We start from the raw sequence: 24,020 nt of genomic DNA, 5'->3' as shown, positions 1-24,020 counted from the left end.
GATAATGAACCATTTACATAACTTGATTAACGCGATTGAACCGATCCATCAAGAGGTGGCTGTTCAAGCCAATGACCATTTGAATCAATTAACGAAGCCGCAAGGAAGCTTGGGAAAGCTTGAGGACATCGCACGCCAAGTCGCTGGGATTACAGGTGAAGTGATGCCGACTTTTGAGAAAAAAGCGGTTATTGTCATGGCTGGTGATCATGGTGTTTGTGAGGAAGGCATCAGTGCTTTCCCAGCGGCAGTGACACCACAAATGGTGCTCAATTTTCTATATGGCGGGGCTGCTGTTAATGTTCTTGCTAGACATGCCGGAGCTGATGTGGTTTGTGTGGATATGGGGGTTAATGCAGATTTGGAGCATCCGAATCTTGTCTCTCGCAAAGTTAGAAAAGGCACGCGCAACATGGCGAAGGAAGCGGCTCTTACCTTGGAGGAGACGACCCAAGCGATAGTAGCTGGCAGTGAAATTGTGGACGATTTGGTGGCAAAAGGGTACCGACTTTTCGCTACGGGTGAAATGGGGATTGGTAATACAACGGCTAGCGCAGCAATCTTGTGTGCGTTGACGGGATTAGACACTAGTATTGCTGTAGGTCGTGGAACCGGCATCGATGATGCGACTTGGCTGCACAAGCAGTCGGTTGTGAATACGGCGCTGGGCGTGAATGGGCTGCTTGGGCGTGGGGCAAGTGCAAGTACAAGTGCAAGTACAAGTACAAGTGCAAGTGCAAAAGCAAGTGCAGAAGAAGGTTCAAGCGGTGATTATGCACTCGAGGTGTTGAGTAAGGTCGGCGGACTGGAGATCGCTGGTCTTGTTGGGGTGATCTTGGGCGCAGCGAAGCATCGCTGCCCGGTTGTCGTCGACGGCTTCATCTCGTCGACCGCAGCGCTCGTGGCGAGCCGTTTAGCTCCGCTAAGCGCGTCCTACATGCTCGCCTCGCACTTATCGCAAGAGCAGGGACATGCGAAGGTGCTCGAGTCGATTGGCCTCGCAGCGATGCTGCAGATGGATATGCGACTGGGCGAAGGCACAGGCGCAGTGCTTGTGTTCAACTTGATCGATGCCGCAGGCAAGATCATGAAAGAAATGGCGACCTTCGAAAGCGCAGGCGTTTCGAGGGAGTAACAAGCAGAGAGAAGGAGGCGAACACGATGGCGGTTCTGGTAACGGGCGGCGCGCGCAGCGGCAAGAGCTCCTTCGCGGAGAAGCTGGCTATGCATCGCTGCAAGCAGGGGATTTACATAGCGACCTCCCACATCTACGATGAGGAAATGAGGGAGCGGGTGGGTCTGCACCAGCTGCAGAGGCTTCACTCGGGATTCCCTTGGGAAACCAGGGAGGAGCCGTATGCGCTGCGAGACTGTCTCACGCAGCTTCAGGAGAGCGGCGAAGGTGCTGTGGTGTTAGTAGACTGCCTGACGCTATGGCTGACGAACTGGCTGCTCTACTACGAGCTGGAGAGCCATGCAGTTCAACTCGTATCCAATCAAATTGACGAGCTCGTGGATGCCGTGTCCTCCTACAGTGGACAACTTATTTTAGTTACGAATGAAGTAGGCGATGGTATTGTGCCGGAATACCCGCTTGGCCGTCAATTCAGAGATTTGGCTGGACGGATGAATCAGCGTGTTGCTGAAGTCTGTCAGCAGGTTTTTCTGGTTACCGTCGGTATCCCGATCGAAATAAAAAGTAGAGCTTACATTTTAGACTAATAGAGAAGTAAGTGCGGAATGGTGAAGCCCTTATGTGGATATATACATGGCAGGAAATCGTCTGGATGACGGCTGCTGCAATAGCAATAGATTGGTTGATTGGTGATCCAAAGTGGCCTACGCATCCCGTCATACTTATTGGACGCTGGATCCGCTGGGTAGAAGAAAGACTGCATCCGAGAGAAAGTATTACGAGCCCCATAGAAGGTATCCATCCAAAGTGGCTGCGCTTGAAGGGCTTCCTACTCATGCTGTCCACAATTACATTGAGTTTTATTGTGGTACTTGTGCTGGTACATTTCGCAAATGATATTCATCCGTGGCTAGGGTATGCGGTGTCAACCTGGCTCATCTCCACGACGGTGGCGATCAAAGGCTTAAAGGATGCCGCGTATCTGGTCTACAATCCGCTGCGCGAAGGCAATCTCGCGGATGCTCGCAAGTACACCGGCTACATCGTTGGCCGGGATACCGATGCGCTCCACGAGGAGGAGCTCACGCGAGCCGTCGTGGAGACGGTCGCAGAGAACATCGTGGACGCGGTCATCGCGCCCTTGTTCTATGCGCTCATCGGCGGTGCGCCGCTGGCGATGTTATACCGTGCATCGAATACGCTGGATTCGATGGTCGGCTACCGAAATGACAGATACCGTCATTTCGGCACCGCGTCGGCCCGCTGGGACGACGCCCTGAACTGGATCCCGGCGCGGCTCACCGGGGTCCTGCTGATCCTCGTGGCCCTGGCGAAGCCGGGCCTCTCAGCTCCGCGCGCGGCGGCGGCGATTCGCCGCTTCGCGCATCTACACCCCAGCCCGAACAGCGGGATCCCGGAGTCGGCGGTAGCCGGGGCACTCGGGATCGAGCTCGGCGGGCTGAACGTCTATGGTGGCGCGGCGAGTGAGCGCGCGCGCTTGGGCTGGCCGCTGCGTCCGCGAACGCAGCGGGATATCGTGAACGCCGTGAGCATGCTCTACGGCGTCAGTTTTGTAGTGATGGGAGGACTCCTATGCGTCGTACTCATTTTTTAATGGACTGGCTGCGAGCCTGTGTAGCCGCCTTTCAATTCCTAACGCGCCTGCCGATTCCCATGCAGATTGATTATACTGAGCGCGTGTTCCAGCGCAGCTCCATGTTTTACCCGCTTGTTGGCTTCGTAATCGGACTGCTTCTCCTGTTGGCAGGAACTGGGCTTTCCCACGTGCTGCCAACCATGCCAGCATCCATCCTGCTCCTAACGTTTTGGGTCATTCTCACAGGCGGACTGCATCTGGATGGCTTAATGGATACGGCAGATGGGATTCTCAGTCACCGTCCTCGTGATCAAATGCTTGAGATTATGAAGGATAGCCGCGTGGGTGCAATGGGCGTTATTGTGTGCGTCCTGCATCTATTACTAAAATTTTCCTTACTCTATACCCTACTGGATGCCAAACAAGCAGGTGAACCAGGTAATATGCTTCTCCTATTGGCCATCGTGCCGATATGGAGTCGTTGGTTCATGGTTGCAGCCATTCGAATGTGGCCTTACGCAAGGCCGAATTCGGGGTTAGGCAGTCTGTTTCATGGCGTTAACAGCAAACATGTCATGGTATCTCTTTTAGTAGCCCTATTAACGACTACGCTATGCTTTTACAATAACAACACAATTTCGTTACCGAACTGGAGTATCGTTCTAAGCTTTATGGCCATCACCACGTTAGTTGGAAGCGGAATTGCAGCTTATATCAGCAGCAAGCTTGGCGGACTTACAGGAGATACGTATGGCGCTTTAAATGAACTACTGGAGAGCGTACTGTTGTTAGCCGTCATCATCATCGTTAACATGTAGAACAGGATCTGTCATCTTTTCGTGAAAGGAGTGACCATTATGTTAGAGCGTTATGGACATGGAGGTGATCTGTGGACAGCGGAGGAAGCTTTTAATCTGCCTAAAGAACAGTTTCTGGATTACAGTTCGAATATGAACCCTCTTGGGCCTCCTGAGGTGGTCAAGGAGATTCTATCAGCGAGCTGGCGCGATATCGTCAAATATCCAGATCCTGCGGTACGTGAGCTTCGCCGAAAGCTAGCTCAGAAATATGAGATAGATCCGGAGAGTATTTTGGTTGGAAACGGTGCCGCAGAGCTGATCGATTTGATCATCCGTGTAGTGAATCCAAGCATGACGGGGCTTGCTAGGCCATCTTTTAGCGAGTATGAGGAAGCGGTTCACAAAACGGGTGGCAGGCTAACGAATATCCCCTTACTCCCTGAGCATCAATTCGAACTCCAATGGCAGGATGTCGAAGCAGCGCTGCCAATAGTTGACTTGTTTTTCCTCGGGCATCCCAATAATCCGACTGGTAAACTAATTCCTCGCAGCGTACTAAGCAATCTGCTTCAGAGTGGGCGCAAGCTTGTGCTCGATGAGGCTTTTATGGATTTTGTTCCACAGGAGTCTGAACATTCGCTGCTGAAACTTGCCTCAACAAGCCAAGACCTGATTGTGATTCGTTCAATGACGAAATTTTATTCAATCCCAGGCATTCGTTTAGGTTATATGGTAGCTCACCCTGATCTTATCCAGCAATTGCGACAGCAGCAGGTACAATGGAGTGTGAATTATCTCGCGCAGCAGATGGGGGTTGCGGTGCTAGGAGATGAAGCGTTCGAACAGTCCACAAGGGAGTGGCTGGGCGTTGAGAAGCCTTGGCTTATCGAGCAGATGCGCCATATCGGCTTGGAAGTAGTGCCAAGTGATGTGAATTTCTTGTTGTTCTCATTTTCTGTGTCGAGTGGGATTAGCATAAAACAGGCTCAACAGGTTATGGGTCGCCAAGGGATTCTGATTCGGGATGCTTCGTTATTCGAAGGGTTGAATGAACGTTATTGTCGCGTAGCCATTCGTCTTCGTGAGGATAATGAGCGTTTACTACAAGCCTTAAGCAGGATGATGAATGATTTAACAAGGAGTGGAGGTACAGGCCATGCGTGAATCAAAGTCAGCAGTTCTCATGATTCAAGGCACAGCTTCTGATGTTGGCAAAAGTATTCTTACGGCGGCCTTATGCCGTATTTTCGTGCAGGATGGCTGGCAGACAGCGCCTTTTAAATCGCAAAATATGTCCCTCAACTCTTACATCACATTCGATGGCAAAGAAATAGGCAGGGCGCAAGGTGTACAAGCAGATGCTTGCCGAATTGTCGCTACGACAGATATGAACCCGATTCTGCTCAAACCAAAGCAAGACATGGTAGCTCAAGTTGTTGTTCATGGGAAGCCTTATGCAGATTTGGATGCAAGGGCGTATAGAGAGTCCTATTTGCCAAAAGCGGAAGCGATCGTGAAAGATGCTTTAGAACGCTTGCGCAGCGAACATGACATTGTCGTTCTAGAAGGAGCAGGAAGTCCGGCGGAAGTCAATTTGAAAGATCGTGACATCGTCAATATGCGTCTAGCCGGTTGGGCAGATTCACCGGTACTGCTGGTTGCTGATATTGATCGTGGTGGGGTTTTTGCTTCGATTGTGGGTACACTTGAAATCTTGACCCCAGAGGAACGAGACCGGGTGAAAGGTTTTATTATTAATAAATTTCGCGGGGATGTCAGCTTGCTGAAGCCTGGTTTGGATTGGCTGGAAGAGCGCACAGGGAAGCCAGTGCTCGGCGTTATTCCTTATTTGCAGCAGCTTGGTATTGAGGACGAGGACTCAGCATCACTCGATTCCAAACGTACGCTAAGCAGAAGGTCTACGAACCAACAAGGAAAAAAATCAGATCAGTTGGACGTTGCAGTCATTCGTTTGCCTCGTCTTTCGAACTTCACAGATTTTGATCCGCTGCAAGAAGAATCCGACATTCATTTCAGATATATTGATTCCTTAGCTGAATGGGGAGAGCCGGACGTCGTCATACTTCCAGGAAGTAAGAATACGATGGAAGACTTGCGCTATCTGAAGGAGTCAGGTCTGGCTGCGCGATTAGTTTCTTTTGCTCATGAGGACAAAGGTTGGATCGTTGGTATTTGTGCAGGTTATCAAATGCTGGGTGTCACACTCTCGGATCCTGGCAGGTACGAATCGGAGCATGCTAGGCTTGAAGGCTTAGGGCTGCTTCCGACAGAAACGGTGTTCACACCGGATAAACGAACGGTAAGGGTACAAGGTGTCAGCACGCTTTTCGCATCGAATTTTGTGATCAACGGCTATGAAATTCACATGGGTAGGACGCAATATGCGCAAGAAATCGTACCTCCTTTTCAAATAGCTCCTCAATTAAGCACGGATTTAGAGGAACCTCTTGCAACTTCCCTGCATCCTGACGGAGCCGTCTCGCTAGATGGCCGTGTGTGGGGAACCTATATCCATGGTATTTTGCACAATGATGACTTCCGCAGAGCTTGGTTGAACCAGATTCGATTACATAAGGGTTTATCCCCAATCTTAGAAGGACTACGTTATAAGGAGCGCCGGGAAGCTGCGTTCGATCGATTGGCTGACCATGTACGAGCTCACTTGGATATGAAGCGAGTTTATGAGATGATGGATGTAACACATCCTACGAAACGGGAGGGGTTCTAAGATGAAAATATATACGCGTACGGGAGATGCTGGTCAAACTGGTGTGATTGGTGGTCGTGTGGACAAAGATGATGATCGTGTCGAGGCCTATGGAACGACGGATGAGCTGAATAGCTTTCTAGGTCAAGCGATGAGCTTCATGGATCCACAGAAATACCCCGATTTATTGCCAGATTTGCTGCAAGTGCAGCATGAGCTGTTTGATTGCGGTTCAGATCTTGCACTGCTAAAGCAGGATTTACGTCCTTATAAAGTAACGGCAGATATGGTAGATGCATTAGAAGCTTGGATTGATAAATATGATGCTGAGACGCCAGATATCACTCGCTTTATTTTGCCTGGAGGCGGGACTGTGTCATCAACGTTACATGTTTGTCGTACAGTTTGCCGTAGAGCCGAACGGCTTGTCGTAACACTAGCCCGCACACAGGAGATCAATCCCGAGGTGCGCCGATATTTGAACCGGTTGTCGGACTTTTTCTTCACGATTGCTCGCACAGCGAACTTCCGTGAGGGGATTGCAGATGTGGAATATATACGCAGTGCTGAGGTGTTTAAACGTAAATCATGAGCTACTATGAACCATTAGTATACCTTGTCCCGCCAGAGGAAGAAGGTTTCATCCTCAAAACAGTGCTCCAAAAAAGATTGATGGTCTCACGAAAATTGTTATCCCGCATCAAACTTACCGAGCAAGGGATTACGGTTAACGGGGAAAGGCAGTACATCAATATCAAAGTGAAGGCTGGCGACCGTGTAGAAATTCGGATGGAAGAAGAACAATCCGAGGATATTCTGCCTCAAGAACTTCCGCTGCATATTCTACATGAAGATGAGCATCTGCTCATCTTAGCTAAAGATGCGGGTATCATTGTCCATCCAACGCATGGTCATTACGTGAATACAATTGCGAATGGCGTTGTTTTCCATTGGCAGCAAGCAGGGATTACGTGTCGTTTCCGCCCGGTGCATCGATTGGATCAAGAAACTTCGGGTGTCCTAGCCATTGCTAAAACACCGTATGTCCATCAGCAGATTTCCGAGCAAATGATTCAACATCTCGTGAAAAAAGAGTACCTCGCCTTTGTTTGGGGCACGGTAGCTTCACCTTCAGGGACAATCAATGAGCCGATTGATCGTGATCCCGAGCAGCCTCATGTACGCATCGTTCGCCCAGATGGTTATGCTGCTGTAACGCATTATGAGGTCGTAAAACAATTCGAGAAAGCTGCGCTCGTTCGGATTTGGCTGGAAACGGGACGTACGCATCAAATTCGTGTGCATATGCGCCATCTGGGCCATCCGCTGTTGGGGGATAAGATGTACCTACTAGAACAATACGAAGAAGAAGCAGCTGAACTTGAAGCCACCGAACGGCTACATCGTCAGGCGCTGCATGCATTTAAACTAGGCTTTGTGCACCCAGGTACAAGGGAATGGACCGAATTTAATGCGCCATTACCTGCTGATTTATCCGATCTAGAGCAGTGGTTAGCCGATAAAAGGTAAAAAATCGAGAACCATGCCAATTTCTGGATGGTTTTTCTTTGCAATTACTTGACTTTCCTTGGCAATTAGCCCAAAATTTTAAGTAGTTCTATTTGATCATCATACGGCATAAAGGAGTTATTACAACGTGGGAGTTAAAGTGTATGGTTACGATAAATGTGGGACGTGCAGGAGTACTGTAAAGTGGCTGAAAGCACATGAAATTGAGATTACAGATCAGGTCGCTTTATTTGAAACGCCGCCTTCTGCGAAGGAACTAGCGGATTTGCTTCAGCTCAGTGGTTTTGAGATTAAGAAGTTTTTTAATACATCAGGGGATGTCTACAAAGAGATGAATTTGAAAGACAAACTGCCAGGTATGTCACAAGAACAAATGCTTGATTTGCTAGCCTCGAATGGGCGATTAATTAAGCGACCTATTGTAACGGATGGACATAAAGTGACCGTAGGCTTCAAAGAAGATGTGTTTGAGGATGTTTGGGCGAAAGGGTGATAGAGACGTGGGAGACGACCAGAAACCAACACGCAAGAAGTCACCACTAGCCATTGGCGGATTTATTGCTGTCCTCTTATCACAAGGCAAGCTGCTGCTTGCCGCTTTGAAGTTTGGGAAAATTGGCGGCGCTGTCATCTCAATGTTTATCACGATCTGGGCTTACGCTTACTTGGCGCCATTGCCGTTTGCGATTGGTCTGGTACTTATGATCCTCATCCATGAGTTAGGTCATGTGCTTGCAGCGAAGATCAAGGGGTTACCCGTCTCGGCGCCAGTCTTTATCCCATTCCTCGGTGCGTTGATCACGATGAAAAAGAATCCAACTGATGCAGCAACGGAAGCCTTTATAGGTATAGGAGGTCCTGTTCTGGGGACTCTTGGAGGCGTTGCCGCTTTTGGTGTAGGTGTTTATTTTGATTCAGCAGTGATCGTTTCCGTTGCCTACGCTGCTTTTTATCTGAATCTGATCAACTTGCTGCCAATACATCCCTTGGACGGCGGACGAATCTCAACAGCCGTAACACGCTGGTTATGGTTGGTTGGCTTAGTTGGCGGGCTCATCATCATTATCTATATCGATAGTTATTTTTCGAGTAAGATTATTTTCTTGATCATCTGGGCGATGTTTGCATGGGATTTATACAAGAAATATGTGCGGTATCGCCATAAAGAAGAACGCGTAACTGTCGCTACACGATTCGAATTTCCAGCTAATCATTTGCTGCAGCAAGGTTATATGATCCCAGGTGAGAGCCATACGCGTGATTTGGACTATATCACCTATTCGGAACTGCAAGGGCCGGGCGCTGGCCGACAAACTTTGATTATGTCATGGCATGCGATTGGATTCGAAGGGCACGCATATTTGCCTGTGCAGGCGATTGTTAAGCGAGTGCAATTAGTAAAAGCAGAACGCATGAATAAAGAGGATGGCTTGCACCTTGGCCTCCAGGTTCAAGTAGAATACTCCCCACTAGGGATGCAAGAAAGCTATTATGACGTACCCGTTAAGACACGCTGGAAGTTTGGGATCTCTTATTTGGTATTAATCTTATTTTTGCTCTATATGATAAGACTCGTTCATCAGGTCGGTATCATTTCCTAACATCACATTTCACATAATGAGGAAGCTATCTATGACATTTAAAGGATCCAGACGGCTACAGCAGCTAGGCTCGGCTATTTTTTCGGAAGTAGCTGAATGGAAGAGAGAGGTTATGAACCAAGGGGTAGACGTCATAGATTTAGGTATAGGAAGTCCTGACCTGCCTCCCTCAGATCGCATTTTGGAAGCAATGGCAGAGGCGGTTCGTAATCCTGCATATTACGGTTACCCAACATCCGAAGGAAGTTTGGCCTTTCGCGAAGCGGTAGCCAAATGGTATGACTATCGATTTGATGTTCAACTCGATGCTGAAACAGAGATCTTAACCTTAATGGGCTCACAAGATGGGCTTGCTCACTTAGCGCTTTCTCTCTGTGATCCTGGGGATATGGCCATTGTCCCTGATCCAGGTTATCCTATATATTCGGCAAGCCTTGTCTTGGCAGGGGTTGAACCCTATTTACTACCGCTGCGTGCAGCGAATCATTTTTTACCCCAACTAGAGGACATCCCAGATGACGTGGCTGCTAAGGCGAAATTCATCTTGCTAAACTATCCAAGCAATCCGTTGTCTGCTGTTGCAGATCGTGCTTTCTTCGAGTATTTGATTTCATATGCGAAGAAGCACGATTTGCTTATAGTACATGATCTTGCCTATTCCGAAATGGCTTTTGACGGTTATAAGCCCATGAGCATTTTGGAGATTGAAGGTGCTAAGGAGGTTGCTATTGAATTCCATTCTTTATCGAAAAGCTTCAATATGGCAGGTTGTCGCATCGCATTTCTAACCGGTCATGCAGATGCAGTTAAGGCACTGAAGACGCTGAAATCGAATATTGATTACGGGGTATTTGGGGCTATACAAGCAGCAGGTATTGCAGCATTAGAAGAAGATATGGAAAGCGATCATTCTGTCTCAAGTATGTATGAGAAAAGACGAAATTCATTTATTTCGGCATTAAATGATGCGGGTTGGATCATTTCACCTCCAAAAGCAACGATGTTTATTTGGGCTCCAATCCCTAAGGGGTGGACGTCTCGACAAATTTCCCGGGAAATGTTGTTTCAGACAGGTGTTGTTGTTATTCCTGGCGATGCATTTGGCGCTGAAGGAGAAGGATTTGTCCGTATTGCTTTAGTGCAAGAAGAAGCTCGATTACTTGAGGCAGCAAGGCGAATAGGAGATTGGCTTCGGTCCTTAGAATGAAAGTTAGAGATTTTGGTAAAAATAGGAGAATGAGAGACATATTTAGGTATAAGATTGAGAAAATTTATACGTTGAAAGGGGTAAGTATATGGATGCCATTTCTTCACTATCGGAGCTGTTAGCTGAACAGAAGCCGTCATCGTACGTAGAGATTCCCGGAATTTTAGGACAGACGTTCGGTCAAGCGACAATCGCTGCTACATTACCTATTAGCAAACTATTTTCTATTTTTGAGGTGGATTTAGAAGTACAACGTGCGATTATTCCGCGGAACCTCTCAAAGTTAATTGACTATGTGAATTTATATTTGGAAGATCGCCAGCCGATCTATTTCCCTGGCATCATTTTCTCAGCAAGAGGCGCAGGACATTACGATGAGGATCACCAAGCCCTTCGCTTACAGCCAATTGAGAAATTATATGTCGTTGACGGTCAGCATCGCTTGGCAGCTTTCCAACGGATTATGGAAACATTGCAAAGTCAGATGGCACGAGCGAAAGATCGTCGTGAATATGACAAAATGGATGAGATTACGGAAAAGCTGCGTCGTTTATATGCGTTCCCAATCTCAACAATGACCTATCTAGACATTAATGCGCGTCAGGAACGTCAATTATTCTCCGATATTAATAAGCTTCCTCGTAAGCTTGGAGGCAACTTGGCTGTTCTTCGTGATCAACGCCGGTTCTATCATGTGGCAGCTACAGAGTTAGCAGCGAAAGCGCCTGCGATGCAGAAGCTAACTGTCGATATGTTCTCAGAGCGTGGCAAATCGCCGGAGTATTTATTCTCCTACCATTTGTTGATTGAAATTCTAGTGGGATTGTTTGAAGGGCGAATGAAATCTGCTGCTCGTAATAACAACTATCAGTATGCGGATAAAGATTTACAGGAGCTTATTTCGCTAGCAGGCGGTTACTTTAACGGATTATTGACACATTTGCCATCACCGACCAAGGGTGAAATCGTGTGGTCTGAGAATATCCAAATTGCATTAGCCCTCTTCATGCATGAAGAAGCGACGAAAACAGGCAGCTTTAATCGCTATGCACTTGAGCATGCTTTGAAAATATTGCCACATGTCAACTGGAACAGTATTTATGCTGGTGAAGAGAAGGATCGTCTACCAAGACGTACACGTATCATGAAAGCTTACAACCACATTAAGAGCTTTTATCAGGATCAGAATGCATTCCTAATCAGTGATGCAGAAGACTATAAAGCTAGTTTTGCGAATAAGGAGGACGTGAGCTAATGGAAGGATTACGCCTGAAAATGACTATCCATCCTTTCTGCGAAAAGTTCGGTCTCGCGACTGTGGCTTTGCGCGTTCAGGACCTGCTGAACTATACGATGATCGATCCCATGGTTCAACGGAAGCTGAGTAATATGCAGCGCAGGAAGATTTCGACTTATTTGCAAGAACGCGAATTGGACCATGTGTTCTTCGGCCCTGTAACCTTATCGCTTCGCGAAGTGAACCAGCTCTCCAAGGGAGCCAAGGAATTCCTCTTGCGACACGGCTCGAAGTTATCCATTCTTGATGGGCAGCATCGGATTCTAGCACTTGGCTATGTGAACGATCAGATGCAGAAAGAAGTACGACGCTACGAGAAGAAGCTGGCTCTGCTGAAGATTAAGCAACGGAAGTTTAGTGACGATGCGGAGATTAAGCAAGAGGTTGAGGAAACAGAAGGCACGATTAATCAACTTGAGGGTAGACGTTTGGACTTGATGGAAACTCAGCTAGCTGTGCAAATTTATATCGGCTTAACGGAAGAAGAAGAGCAGCAGTTATTTGGAGACATCAACTCCAAAGTGCAGTTGGTTAGTAAAGAACTCGGCCATTCCTTTGACTCTATTGATCCGCTTAATCTGGTTATTCAGCAGGTCGTGGATCACAATGTGTATCTGAAGGCAGCGGGTGTGGAGAGACGCAGTAACTTGACCTCTTTTAACCGTAACTTTACATGCTTCAGCTGGTTGTATGCAACGGCGACGATGCTGTTCTCAGGTAGAATGCAGCCTTCTTATGAGCTCCAACGTAAAATTCGACATGATCCATCGACGTATGTTGAAATCTTGCATCAATTCTTCAATACGATTCTACCAATGATGCCTGAACAGCCAGGCTTGGCACAATATACGTCCGCGAACCGTGTGATTCAAGAAAGTATTGCCCTGTATGCGAATCGTTTCTTATTCCCTAATGGCGAATACAACGATGAGTGGACGCAGTCCTTACAATTACTAGAGGGCTTCGATTGGTCACATGACAATGAAGAGTTAATCTATGTTTTTGGCTCGTTGGATAATGGGAAAATCAACCTCATTCACGAGAAGTCATTAAAAAAACATGCGAAGCTCGTGCAATTCTTCCTAGAAGGTACGGATTCTGCTAGTGATTCCGAAGAAGTATCCTCTGCATAGCTAGAAAACCCAAGAACCCTTTCGATCTCAATAAGAATTGAGATTGAAGGGGTTCTTTCTATTTCGTACACCCTACGCTAGATTACTTATCTCAAAAAATACGAATCCTAGTAATCATTTGTCTATATCAAAAATAAAGAACTAGCATACGATATCATATAAAGCTTGAAGGGAGGAAAACACAATGAGTTGCTCCGTATATGCTACTTTGGCTCATGTTGGACTTGGTACGGTTATTACGATTCATGCTGGCACTACACCAAATCATCAAGGTAGATTTCTAGGTATCCAAAATGGTAATGTTGTTATTGCTAATGGTGCTGGTACTGTATTCTATTTCCCAATTGATAAAATTGCTGTTGTTCATATTCCTTAATGATCATACCCAATTGAGAGTAAGAAGGAGCAAGAGAGTGGACGAGCTCTCTTGCTTTCTTCCTTTTTCACATAAAAAGCAATGACGTTAAAAGAGAGTAGGACTGTTTCGAGTCTCTTAACTTTGTCTATACTAGTTAATGAAAGCGACTCCACCCGGCAGGGGGCTAAGAATGATGTTAGCCGTTCATCAACGTATGGCGGAATTATGGACACTACGCAGAGCCCGAGAGCTAACTCGAGGTGAGCAAGAGGAATTAATGCTATGCATGGAAGCGAACGCGACTTATGTATGGAATCGATTAAAACTAGAAAATTTATCACTCTGTGCCTCACTGACAGGGGATTATGATTGGTTGCATGACATTTGTGAGCGCATCGAAAAGATTGAACCCAAGCACTGACTAACCGTCGGTGCTTTTTTCCTTTTCTGCAAGAGTGTGGACAGGTATAATGAGGATAGTTCAAAGCTAAGGAGATGTCGCATGGTCAGCTGGTTCAAGCAACGGGGAGTAGCTCCCTATACATTTTTACTTTTAGGATTCATGCTTCTGCTTGCCCTCATACTTAGACTGGTTTTGGCCCCCACATGGGTAGGCTATGATACGGACGTGCGAACGTTCATGGCGTGGGCAGATCGCGCTTATACGGTAGGATTAAGGGACTTATATACGAATGCCAAAGATTATTTTTTAGATTATCCCCCTGGCTACATGTATGTCCTATACGTTGTGGGCTTTGTACATCATAAGCTGTCTATTCCTTGGGAAAGCGGCAGCTCTTTACTTATCCTTAAGCTTCCAGCAATCCTTGCAGATCTTGGGACTGTTTATCTGTTATTTCGCCTAGCGATGAGTAAACATGAGGGAGCACGTACCTGGAAGCAGGCGCTCTGGATTGCTGCCCTATTTGCCTTCAACCCAGCCATTTGGGCGAATTCCGCGGTATGGGGACAGGTAGATTCTTTTTTTATGCTGTTTATTGTAGCTACATTATTAATGCAGATGAAAGGCAAACTGCCGCAAGCTGCGTTCTTTATTGCACTTGCTCTGTTACTTAAACCTCAAGCACTGCTGTTCGGTATTTTCCTATTGATAGATGTAATACGGGCACGTAAGTTGATGGTTTGGCTGCTTAGCGTGTTGACAGGCATAGCCACAATGGCTGTTCTTTCACTCCCTTTTGCAATGGGGAGAGGCTATGGCTGGATGATTGAATTGTATTCGGGTACGTTAGCTTCTTATCCCTATGCATCACTCAACGCGTTTAATCTGTTCGCACTTCTTGGCGGGAACTTCGTGGACATCAACAGTGGTTTCTGGCATTTGCCTTATAAATGGATTGGTGTCGTCTTAATGATTCTGTCCATCGTATATGTCTGTCTACTTTATTGGCTAGGTAAAAATAAGCGCGGTGCCGTCTTATACATATCGTTCTTATTTATCACGGCTATGTTTATGTGTATGACCAAAATGCATGAGCGCTACTTGCACTATGGCCTTTTGTTAGCATTAACGAGCTTCATATACTTAAAGGATCGCCGAATCTTATTGTTGTTTATCGGCTTTAGTATTACGCATTTTATCAATATTGGTGATGTACTCCTGCGGAGCTTTCATCAGGACTATCACATTCCGCTATATAATCCTTTGATGCTGACGGTTTCGGGGATCAATGTTATGATGTTTGTCTATGCTTGTATATTGGGATGGAGGCTTTTCGTGAAATCAGATCAGGATGAAACTGTGGAGGAGACTATGCCTCTAGTTGACAACAAGGTCGAAGCGCTTCCAATGGAAGATGACCTGGAAGAGAAAGCAACGAATCTCAGAGAAACCTCACTCTGGAAGGCACTGTTCCATAAGGGAGAGGATCATATAGAAAGAGGGAAGCGCGGACGCTTTTTCTCGCGTAAAGATGCCCTATATTTAGGCGTTCTTATGGTGGTTTATGCGATCATTGCGGTATTCCATCTCGGCGGACATAAGGATCCCACAACGTTCTGGCAGCCAACACGTGGAGGAGAGACGGTCATTGCTGATCTCGGCAGCACGCATCAGATTACACGTATTAATAGTTTTGCTGGCGTTGGGGAAGGTGCTTACTCCTATTGGTTTTCGATGGATGGTGAACAGTGGCAGGATGCCATGGCGGTTAAATCCGACCACACGAAGGTGTTCACCTGGCATACCGTAGAGGCGAATAAAGAAGCTCGCTATGTAAAAATTGTGATTGATACACAAGAGAATGCGAAGCTGCATCTTCATGAAGTTGGGATTTTCGGAGATGGGGGAACGACGCCATTACCGATCGCTAGTCTGAATGAAGTAGATGTTGACGCCGCCGATAATGGGAAAACATCTCATTTATTTGATGAGCCAAGTGTCGTCCCCTATACACCTACCTACATGAATGGCACGTATTTCGATGAGATTTATCATGCAAGAACAGCGTATGAGCATCTTCACAAGATCGAGCCTTATGAAAGCACACATCCGCCGCTGGGCAAAATATTCATTTCCATCGGTATTTACGTGTTCGGTTTAAATCCATTCGGCTGGCGTATTATCGGTACGCTATTCGGAGTAGGCATGATTCCAATTATGTATGTGTTCGCGAAGCGGATGTTTGGCCGTTCCGAATATGCCCTTATTGCTGCTTTTTTACTTAGCTTTGATTTCATGCATTTTGCCCAAACGAGAATTTCCACGATTGATGTATACGGTGTGTTTTTCATCATGCTGATGTTCTATTTCATGTATCGGTATACAACGTTGAGCTTCTTCCGTGAAAAGCTGTGGACGACGCTAATCCCACTGGGACTTTCAGGTTTGTTCTTCGGGATCGGCGCTGCTTCCAAATGGATTGTCATCTACGGTGGTGCCGGCTTGGCCGTCCTATTATTCATCTCGTTATGGGAGAGATACAGAGAGTACCAATTTGCCAAGCGCGTATTGCGGGAGAATAGTCGTGACGATTCTGAGGAGAGCGAGGGCGTTTATGAAGATCTTCTCTCTGTAGAAGAATCTACGAAGCTCCTACGTGTACAAAAGACTTTCGTAAGAAACACACTGCTTACTATCCTGTGGTGCGTACTCATGTTTGTTATTGTGCCGTTAGGCGTCTACACACTATCCTATATCCCATTCATGATGGTACCTGGTCCTGGACATCAGTTGAAGGATGTTGTGACCTATCAGGTACATATGTACAAATATCACAAAGATCTCGTCGCTACGCATCCGTTCTCCTCACCATGGTGGGAGTGGCCGATGATGATACGCCCGATCTGGTATTATCAAGCGAAGCTGATGCCGCAGGGCATGCTTTCGAGCATCGTTTCCTTCGGTAATCCGTTGGTGTGGTGGCCAGGTTTTATTGCCGTGCTGATGTCCTTCTATCTCGCATTCAAACGCAAGGATAAATTGCTGCGCATGCTGCTCATTGCTTACTGCTCACAGTACCTGCCGTGGATGTTGGTACCGCGACTAACGTTTATTTATCACTATTTTGCAATGGTACCGTTCTTGGTACTGATCTTGACCTATTACATCAAGGACTATTTGGAGCAAGGGCCACTGCAGCGAAGAAGATGGGTCTATGGCTACTTAGCCGCTGTCTTCGTGCTATTCGCACTGTTCTATCCGATTCTATCGGGGATGATTATACCGGCGAAATACTCCTTCTTTTTACGATGGTTGCCAGGCTGGAATTTCTTTTAAGCAGATGGATTGACGTCACTTAGAAGCCATGGTAATATAATTCCAAGTGAAATACTATGAATTAAAATAAGTCGACCGAACAGCAGGAGACTCCCACTATGTACACGAAAACATGGAGGCAGAGTCTCTTTTTTTACCCACAAAATTGCTAATGGAGCGTGAATCAAATGGCTAAAGTAGTAATTATTTCTGGAAGTCCAACCCCAACCTCCCGATTACATGGAGTAATTGAAGTTGCTAAGAGCGAGCTCCTGCAAGCAGGTATTGAAGTAGATTGGATCAAGGTTCGCGACCTGCCTGCTGAGGATCTGTTATATGCGAAGTTCGACAGTGAAGCCATTGTGGATGCGAGTAAGCGTGTGGCTGAAGCAGATGCTGTTTTCGTAGCTACGCCCGTCTACAAAGCTTCTTACACAGGCGTGTTGAAAGCCTTCTTGGATCTGCTGCCGCAAAAAGGACTCGAGCGTAAAATCGTACTTCCTTTAGCGGTTGGAGGGACCTATGCGCACTTGCTTGCGATCGATTATGCACTCAAACCGGTGTTGTCTGTCCTAGGTGCACAGAATATTTTACAAGGCGTGTATGTGCTGGATAAACAAGTGACATGGGGAGAACAAGGTCAAGCCATTCTCGATGATGAAATCACCTCGCGTTTGAAGGAATCCGTAACGGAATTCATTCAGGAAATTAAATGGCATACAAGCCGCTAATTACATAGCACACGCTAACCCGTCCTTGGTAACTTTTGCTGATGGCGGGTTTTTGCGTGTCGGGAACCTGTATGGCGTGCTATACTACTTCTAATGAATTCATATTTTCACAGGAATGGGAGCTATTATCAATGTCACAAAATTCATCTGAATCTGTGCTGCTCGTAGACGGCATGGCCTTATTATTCCGCGGTTATTATGCAACATCATCAAGTGGTTATATCATGAGAACCGATCACGGCGTGCCGATCAACGGTGTATACGGATTTCTCAAATACTTGCTTGATGCGATCGGCACATTCAAACCGACTCACATCGTGTGTTGTTGGGATATGGGAAGCAAGACTTTCCGAACAGAGAAATTTGAAGCGTACAAAGCGAACCGCGGGCCTGCTCCCGAAGAGTTGATCCCACAATTTGATTTGGTCAAAGAAGTGACAGCCAGCTTCAATATTCCGAATGTCGGCGTCCCAGGTTATGAAGCAGATGATTGTATCGGCACCTTGGCTCGTTTCTACAGCCCTCACACGAAAGTCCAGATCTTAACTGGGGATCATGATATGCTCCAGCTCGTAGATGAGAATACCGAAGTTATTATTATGAAAAAAGGGCAATCCAACTACATGGTGTACACGCTAGAAACGCTCATGGAGGAGAAAAGCCTAACTCCTGCTCAAATCATTGATCTGAAGGGGTTAACGGGTGATACCGCAGACAATTATCCAGGGGTCAAAGGAATTGGGGAGAAAACGGCAACCAAATTGCTCAACGAATATGTGAACATTGCTGGTATCCTCGAGAACTTAGCTTCACTTCCGAAAGGTGTAAGGGCTAAGATCGAAGCAGAGCTGGATATGCTGCATCTTTCGCTTGATCTGGCAACGATTCGCTTGGATGCGCCGGTCGCTTGTGCACTTGAAGATTGCGCGTGGGCGATGGATCGGGAGAAAGTCATTAGCAAATTCGATGAAATTGCGTATAAAGGATTAATAAGATTGATCGGATAATTCATCAAATAGGGACAGTGCCTGTACTCAGGTGCTGTCTTTTTTACTTTGCAACGCGTAGCAGAAACTGAAAATTGAACAAAGATGACGGTTTTTTTGATTACCTAATGTTAATTTTTAGCAGATAATAGAAATGTAAGCGATTACGAATACCGAAACATATGTACAAAGGGGAGAAAAACCATGAAAAAGGCAGTAGTCACATTAATGTCATTATCCATGATTTTCACAGCAACCGCTTGTTCTTCGGGTACTTCTAGTAACCAAAGTGGAGGAGCTACAACAGCGCCAACGACAACAACGACTCCTAGTGCAACAGTAAGTGCAAGTAAGGACCCAGTAAAGCTTCGCATGGCCTGGTGGGGCGGTCAAGCGCGTCACGATTATACGCTGAAAGTTATTGAAATGTATGAGAAAGCACATCCGAACGTGAAAATTGAAGCTGAATATGCAGCTTTCGATGATTATTGGAAGAAGCTTGCTCCTCAAGCTGCTGCGAATCAACTGCCAGATATTATACAGATGGACATCTCTTATTTGACACAATACGGTGGAAGAAACCAATTGGCGGATTTGACGACTTTTACGAAAAGCAAAATTCTTAACGTGGATGACGTTAGTCCAAATGCTGTATCAGGTGGTCAAGTAGGCGGGAAGCTCGTAGCTATGAACATAGGGGTTAATGCTTTGACCAGCATCATGGACTTCGAGATGTTGAAAAAAGCAAATATTACACCTCCTGAAAAGAACTGGACATGGAATGATATGGATGCGATTACTGCAAAAGCGAAAGCTGCGGGCAAAATCACTGGCGGCTTCCGAGATGACGTTTTCTTCCCATATTACTTGCGTACACTTGGTCAAAAAATGTATAACGCAGAAGGTACAGCCCTGGGTTATACCGACGATAAGCTATTTGTTGATTATTTCACTCGCTCTCAGAAATATTATGACGCTGGAAGCGTGCTGGCGCTTGATAAGGCTGCACAAAAGAAAGGCACACCAGAGGATGACGAGTTGACATTGGGTAATTCCATTTCCTCCAATGGTTGGTCTAATCAATTTATTGGTCTAGCTACAGCTTCGAAACGTGAGCTTGTCCTGCAGCCAATGCCAGGTCCTGATGCAAACAAAGGGTTATTCTTGAAACCAAGTATGTACTGGTCTATATCAAGCAGTTCCAAAGTACAAGAGGAAGCTGCTAAATTTATTGATTTCTGGATCAATGATATTGAAGCGAATAAAATCATTAAAGGTGAGCGTGGAGTACCAGTAGCATCCAAAGTGAAAGAATCTTTGAAGCCGCTGTTAAGCCCGAATGAAATCAAAGTATTTGACTATGTCGCTTGGGCTGAGAAAAACAGTGCGCCAATGGATCCTCCGAACCCAGTTGGTTCCATAGAAATCGAGAAGCTGCTAAAAGATACAGCTGAGAAAATAATGTACAAGAAAATAACGGTTCAAGAAGCGGCAGTCTCTTTCCGTAAAGATGCAACAGCGATCTTGGACAAAAACAAAAAGTAATAGGAGATTTTAAAAAAACAGGTACTCATTGTTGGACACTTTGAACAAGTGTTTAGACGGTGGGTACCTGTTTAGCGTTATGCGTGAACCAAAAATTTGAACATCAAGACTACAAAAAGTTGAATTTGTAAGCAGCAGGATAGATGTTACAATGTGGTATAATCGATCCAATTTTAATTTGAACAACAGGGGAAGTTGGGATAGCATGATCAGGTGGCTATTTATTAATAGGAGCATCCGTACGAAAATTGTTTGGAGCAGTGTCCTGATCTCCTTGATCCCCATGCTTGTACTCTCGATGATTTTTTATAAGTCGAGTACGCGTTCTTTGGAAAATTCGATGTTCCGAAGTTCGGATCAGAATGCCGAGTATTTAGCGGGGTATTTAGATCAATATTTCAGTAATATTTCTTCGTCTGCCCTGCAAATATATGGTTTCGAACGCATCTTGAATCTCATGGAGCATGGGGCTAATTATAATGATGCCGATATCATTTTGCTCAGGGAATCGATTAAGAACTATGATTTGCTGATACAGAATAAAAACAAAGACATTATTAAGATCATGATCTTCGGCAAAGAAAATAAGCTGGAAGATTCATGGTCTAGAGCGGCTAGCTACGAGTCCGTCAAAATGGATCAGAGCATTCCTCATTACAAGGAGATGCTCGATTTGCCATTTCAGCAGGCGCTTATGTTTACCTATAAGGATGTCACATTACAACAGGACTTCTTTGTTTATTCGATTCCTATTTATGATCCGTTCTATAGAACGAAGTTCGGTACACTTGTTTTTTACATCCAGAGCAAGGAATTATCGAAAATGATTGAAGCGACCAATCATTCGCCGAACGTCATCGTCTTGCAGAACGCCAGCGGCGAGCCCTTTTATCAGACAAATGGTAAATATGCGGATATCATACCGAAATATGAAAAGCCGGAGATCAACTCGCAAAATGATCCTAAGAACATTCAATTTTTGAAGAAGAAGGATTTATTTGTCGCTACCTCCCGACTCAATTATGGCAATATTTCGCTTTCCATTGTGTATCCGAACCCTGAATTGGAACAGAACCGCAGGAACATTTTGCTTACGACGATTGGGGCGTTTATTTTCGTGATGCTGAGCATTTCACTGCTCTCGATTCTTGCACAGCATTACATCACCCGACCCATCAAGCTGCTCGGAAAAGCGATGAAAACGGTTCGTAAAGGCAATTTCCATGTCAGTCTGCCGCAGAATGCCAATTATCGTGATGATATCTCGGAGCTGACGGGCAATTTTAACTTCATGACAGATAAAATTCGCGAGTTGATTGAATCCAAATACGAAATGCAGCTTCGCAATAAAGAAGCACAAATTCTAGCGCTGCAAATGCAGATTAATCCGCATTTTCTTTACAATACGCTGCAGACGATCGGTGGCAAAGCTGTACTGATCGGGGATTATGAAATTCACGAGATGTGCCGTGCGTTAGGCGACATGTTTCGGTACAGCTTCTATGAAGGCAATGTCGCCTCGACGATTGGTCAGGAGCTTGCGCACGTGAATAACTACTTGTACATCCAGCAGCTCCGCTTTGAGGAGACGCTGGAGATTGAGTTCGACGTCGCCACTGATCTGATGGACTGCGCGATTATACGATTCGTCATGCAGCCGATTATTGAGAATGTTATTGTGCATGCGTTCAGCAAGCGGGATGAGGGGCAGTCGCTGCGGATCTACGTGAGCGTGCTGCGTGAATCGGATGCCATTGTGCTGACGGTGCAGGATAACGGACCAGGCATCGAAAGCGATAAGTTGGGTGCGCTGCGATCATCGTTCGAGAACAAATCGTCCGACGTTTTCTACGGAGTATCCATCGGGCTCAAAAATGTGCATGAACGATTAAAACTCGTTTATGGATCGCCATTTGGCCTTGAGGTGGAGAGTGAGTTAGGCATCGGAACGGCGATTCGCATACGAATTCCGTACAATTATAATGGGGGTGACAGCTTTGTACAAAGTAATGGTCGTGGATGACGAGTCATTGGGAAGGAAGTCCGTTTGCAAAATGATTAGTGAGCTAGCTTTGGACGTGGAGGTTATTGCCGAAGCGCGACATGGCGAAGAAGCGTTGGAGCTTATACGTATTAGCAAGCCTCATATTATTGTGACGGACATGAACATGCCGGTCATGAACGGTCAACAGTTTTTAGAAGCCTTGTATACCAATTATGCGGAGATCAAGGTGATTGTCATTAGCGGCTACTCGCAATTTGAATATATGAAAGCGGCAGTGACTTATCAGGCTTGTGAGTACGTGCTGAAGCCGATTTCCCTGTTAGATTTGAAAAGTGCGTTAGTGAAGGCAATGGAGGCAAGCCACAACCATTTGACACTGCAGCAGCAAAAGAAATTCACCCAAGACATGTGGCAGCTCCGGAGAGAAGTGTTCTTCCAACATGTGACGAGCCGCCGTATCACGAATGTCATAGATATCCAAACGCAAGCGGAAGAACTTGCAATCTCTAGCGCTAGAGGCAGCTTTCGGCTAGCTGTCTGTATGTTCCGGAACTTTCATGACATCTCCATCAAGAAATTCCATGGGAATGCAGATTTGTTAATGTATAGTATCGAAAATATTTTGGCTGAGGTGCTCTCCTTTGACGGACAGGATGTTGCACCGCTTATCTATAAGTCGGACGATAGGATGAGTCTTTGTCTATACGCACCAGAGTTCCCCTATAATGAGACGCATATCCGACACTTACTAACGTCTTTCCATAATGTGATAAAACAGATGCTGCAGCTTGACGTGGTAGCTGGTTTAAGCCGTGTGTACACTAAATTTGAACAGCTGCCAGAGGCTTATGACATGGCCAATGATCACTTGAGAAATAACGCGCTGCATGCGACCCATTTTTCGTTAAACGCCCCGGAACAACTCCCAGGAGCGGCTCCTGCTGCGTGGGAGTTGTTAACGGTGTTTGAACTGAAGACCTTGCAGCAAGCATTTGCGGCAGGGAATGGGGGAGAGAGTCGCGAGCTGCTGCGGAATTTGCTGCATAAAGCGGATAAAATGAGTGGACTGACCATCCGTGAGGGGCAGCGGGCGCTGAAGAAGTTAACAGAAATGGCCGCCGCTGAGATGTCAGACATGGTGATTGTTTATCCGCAGCTATTTGATGCACGTTCACTTGCAGGCATCGTGGATCACAGTCAGTTCAGCCTCTTCATCGAACAGTTCTCCGAGGCTACTGAGGAGTATCATGCGAGCAAGGGGACGACCCCATCTGTTCATTCCATGCACGAGATTGCTGCCTATTTGGATGCGCACTATTTTGAAGACATCAGTCTGATCGACATTGCCACACGCTTTCATCTCGACCCAAGTTACTTAAGCAAGCAGTTTAAATCCGTGACTTCTGAGAACTTTATTGAGTATGTGACGCGTAAACGGATGGAAAAATCATGCGAGCTGCTGCACATGTCCGAGTATAAAATTAGCGAAATATCCGAGCTTGTGGGTTATGAAAATCAACGATACTTCAGCCAAGTGTTCAAAAAGTTCACGGGACAAACGCCTTCGGAATACCGAGAAAAGTATGCGGCTAAGACTAAACTACCAAAATTTTAAACATCAGAACGACAATTTATTTTATTACGATTCC

General features: G+C 46.1%; 21 protein-coding genes. All 21 read left to right on the top strand.

Features of this window, described 5'->3' with window-relative positions; translation table 11 throughout:
* Window positions 1-4: 4 nt before the first annotated feature.
* Complete coding sequence (locus L6I86_RS18970; protein ID WP_236289591.1) at window positions 5-1,135, top strand: nicotinate-nucleotide--dimethylbenzimidazole phosphoribosyltransferase; 1,131 nt, start codon at window positions 5-7, stop codon at window positions 1,133-1,135.
* Between the two features lie 26 nt (window positions 1,136-1,161).
* On the top strand, window positions 1,162-1,722 hold the full coding sequence (gene cobU / locus L6I86_RS18965; protein ID WP_236289589.1) for a bifunctional adenosylcobinamide kinase/adenosylcobinamide-phosphate guanylyltransferase: 561 nt from the start codon (window positions 1,162-1,164) through the stop codon (window positions 1,720-1,722).
* A 32-nt stretch (window positions 1,723-1,754) separates the two neighbouring features.
* A complete protein-coding gene (gene cbiB / locus L6I86_RS18960) occupies window positions 1,755-2,750 on the top strand; it encodes an adenosylcobinamide-phosphate synthase CbiB (protein ID WP_236289587.1) in 996 nt (331 codons plus the stop codon).
* The gene (gene cobS / locus L6I86_RS18955; protein WP_236289585.1) at window positions 2,729-3,550 is read left to right on the top strand and encodes an adenosylcobinamide-GDP ribazoletransferase; all 822 of its coding nucleotides are present in this window, start codon (window positions 2,729-2,731) and stop codon (window positions 3,548-3,550) included. The genes cbiB and cobS overlap by 22 nt, the downstream gene beginning before the upstream one ends.
* Window positions 3,551-3,589: 39 nt before the next feature.
* Window positions 3,590-4,696, top strand: a complete 1,107-nt coding sequence (gene cobD / locus L6I86_RS18950) for a threonine-phosphate decarboxylase CobD (RefSeq protein ID WP_236289583.1) — start codon at window positions 3,590-3,592, stop codon at window positions 4,694-4,696.
* Window positions 4,689-6,281 (top strand): cobyric acid synthase, encoded by a 1,593-nt coding sequence (locus tag L6I86_RS18945; RefSeq protein ID WP_236289581.1) that lies wholly within the window; start codon window positions 4,689-4,691, stop codon window positions 6,279-6,281. The genes cobD and L6I86_RS18945 overlap by 8 nt, the downstream gene beginning before the upstream one ends.
* A 1-nt stretch (window position 6,282) precedes the next feature.
* On the top strand, window positions 6,283-6,852 hold the full coding sequence (locus L6I86_RS18940) for a cob(I)yrinic acid a,c-diamide adenosyltransferase (protein WP_173110852.1): 570 nt from the start codon (window positions 6,283-6,285) through the stop codon (window positions 6,850-6,852).
* A complete protein-coding gene (locus L6I86_RS18935; protein WP_236289579.1) occupies window positions 6,849-7,790 on the top strand; it encodes an RluA family pseudouridine synthase in 942 nt (313 codons plus the stop codon). The genes L6I86_RS18940 and L6I86_RS18935 overlap by 4 nt, the downstream gene beginning before the upstream one ends.
* Before the next feature lie 127 nt (window positions 7,791-7,917).
* The gene (locus L6I86_RS18930) at window positions 7,918-8,283 is read left to right on the top strand and encodes an arsenate reductase family protein (RefSeq protein ID WP_236289578.1); all 366 of its coding nucleotides are present in this window, start codon (window positions 7,918-7,920) and stop codon (window positions 8,281-8,283) included.
* A 7-nt stretch (window positions 8,284-8,290) separates the two neighbouring features.
* Window positions 8,291-9,391, top strand: a complete 1,101-nt coding sequence (locus L6I86_RS18925; protein ID WP_236289576.1) for a site-2 protease family protein — start codon at window positions 8,291-8,293, stop codon at window positions 9,389-9,391.
* A gap of 31 nt (window positions 9,392-9,422) precedes the next feature.
* Window positions 9,423-10,598 carry an aminotransferase class I/II-fold pyridoxal phosphate-dependent enzyme gene (locus L6I86_RS18920; RefSeq protein WP_236289574.1) on the top strand — a complete coding sequence of 392 codons (1,176 nt, stop codon included), beginning with the start codon at window positions 9,423-9,425 and terminating at the stop codon, window positions 10,596-10,598.
* An 88-nt stretch (window positions 10,599-10,686) separates the two neighbouring features.
* The gene (locus L6I86_RS18915) at window positions 10,687-11,853 is read left to right on the top strand and encodes a DNA sulfur modification protein DndB (RefSeq protein WP_056609438.1); all 1,167 of its coding nucleotides are present in this window, start codon (window positions 10,687-10,689) and stop codon (window positions 11,851-11,853) included.
* Window positions 11,853-13,028, top strand: coding sequence for a DNA sulfur modification protein DndB (locus tag L6I86_RS18910; RefSeq protein WP_056609439.1), 1,176 nt, complete (start codon window positions 11,853-11,855; stop codon window positions 13,026-13,028). Before L6I86_RS18915 ends, L6I86_RS18910 begins: the two co-directional genes overlap by 1 nt.
* Before the next feature lie 184 nt (window positions 13,029-13,212).
* Window positions 13,213-13,404 (top strand): hypothetical protein, encoded by a 192-nt coding sequence (locus tag L6I86_RS18905; RefSeq protein ID WP_056609441.1) that lies wholly within the window; start codon window positions 13,213-13,215, stop codon window positions 13,402-13,404.
* A 175-nt stretch (window positions 13,405-13,579) separates the two neighbouring features.
* Window positions 13,580-13,807 carry a DUF7667 family protein gene (locus L6I86_RS18900; protein ID WP_056609443.1) on the top strand — a complete coding sequence of 76 codons (228 nt, stop codon included), beginning with the start codon at window positions 13,580-13,582 and terminating at the stop codon, window positions 13,805-13,807.
* Window positions 13,808-13,888: 81 nt separating this feature from the next.
* Entirely contained in the window at window positions 13,889-17,125 is a 3,237-nt protein-coding gene (locus L6I86_RS18895; protein ID WP_236289572.1) for a glycosyltransferase family 39 protein, read from the top strand.
* A 167-nt stretch (window positions 17,126-17,292) separates the two neighbouring features.
* Window positions 17,293-17,835 carry an NADPH-dependent FMN reductase gene (gene ssuE, locus L6I86_RS18890; RefSeq protein ID WP_236289570.1) on the top strand — a complete coding sequence of 181 codons (543 nt, stop codon included), beginning with the start codon at window positions 17,293-17,295 and terminating at the stop codon, window positions 17,833-17,835.
* A 131-nt stretch (window positions 17,836-17,966) separates the two neighbouring features.
* Complete coding sequence (locus L6I86_RS18885; RefSeq protein WP_236289568.1) at window positions 17,967-18,842, top strand: 5'-3' exonuclease; 876 nt, start codon at window positions 17,967-17,969, stop codon at window positions 18,840-18,842.
* A 183-nt stretch (window positions 18,843-19,025) separates the two neighbouring features.
* Complete coding sequence (locus tag L6I86_RS18880) at window positions 19,026-20,366, top strand: ABC transporter substrate-binding protein (protein ID WP_236289566.1); 1,341 nt, start codon at window positions 19,026-19,028, stop codon at window positions 20,364-20,366.
* Between the two features lie 205 nt (window positions 20,367-20,571).
* Window positions 20,572-22,389 (top strand): sensor histidine kinase, encoded by a 1,818-nt coding sequence (locus L6I86_RS18875; RefSeq protein ID WP_236289564.1) that lies wholly within the window; start codon window positions 20,572-20,574, stop codon window positions 22,387-22,389.
* Window positions 22,364-23,986: a response regulator transcription factor gene (locus L6I86_RS18870; protein ID WP_236289562.1), complete on the top strand. Its 1,623-nt coding sequence runs from the start codon at window positions 22,364-22,366 to the stop codon at window positions 23,984-23,986. The genes L6I86_RS18875 and L6I86_RS18870 overlap by 26 nt, the downstream gene beginning before the upstream one ends.
* Window positions 23,987-24,020: the final 34 nt, after the last annotated feature.

Source organism: Paenibacillus allorhizoplanae, from assembly GCF_927798215.1.
Classification (GTDB): domain Bacteria; phylum Bacillota; class Bacilli; order Paenibacillales; family NBRC-103111; genus Paenibacillus_E; species Paenibacillus_E allorhizoplanae.
Note: the sequence above shows the minus strand (reverse complement) of the source record. Positions and strands in the feature narration are given on the sequence as shown.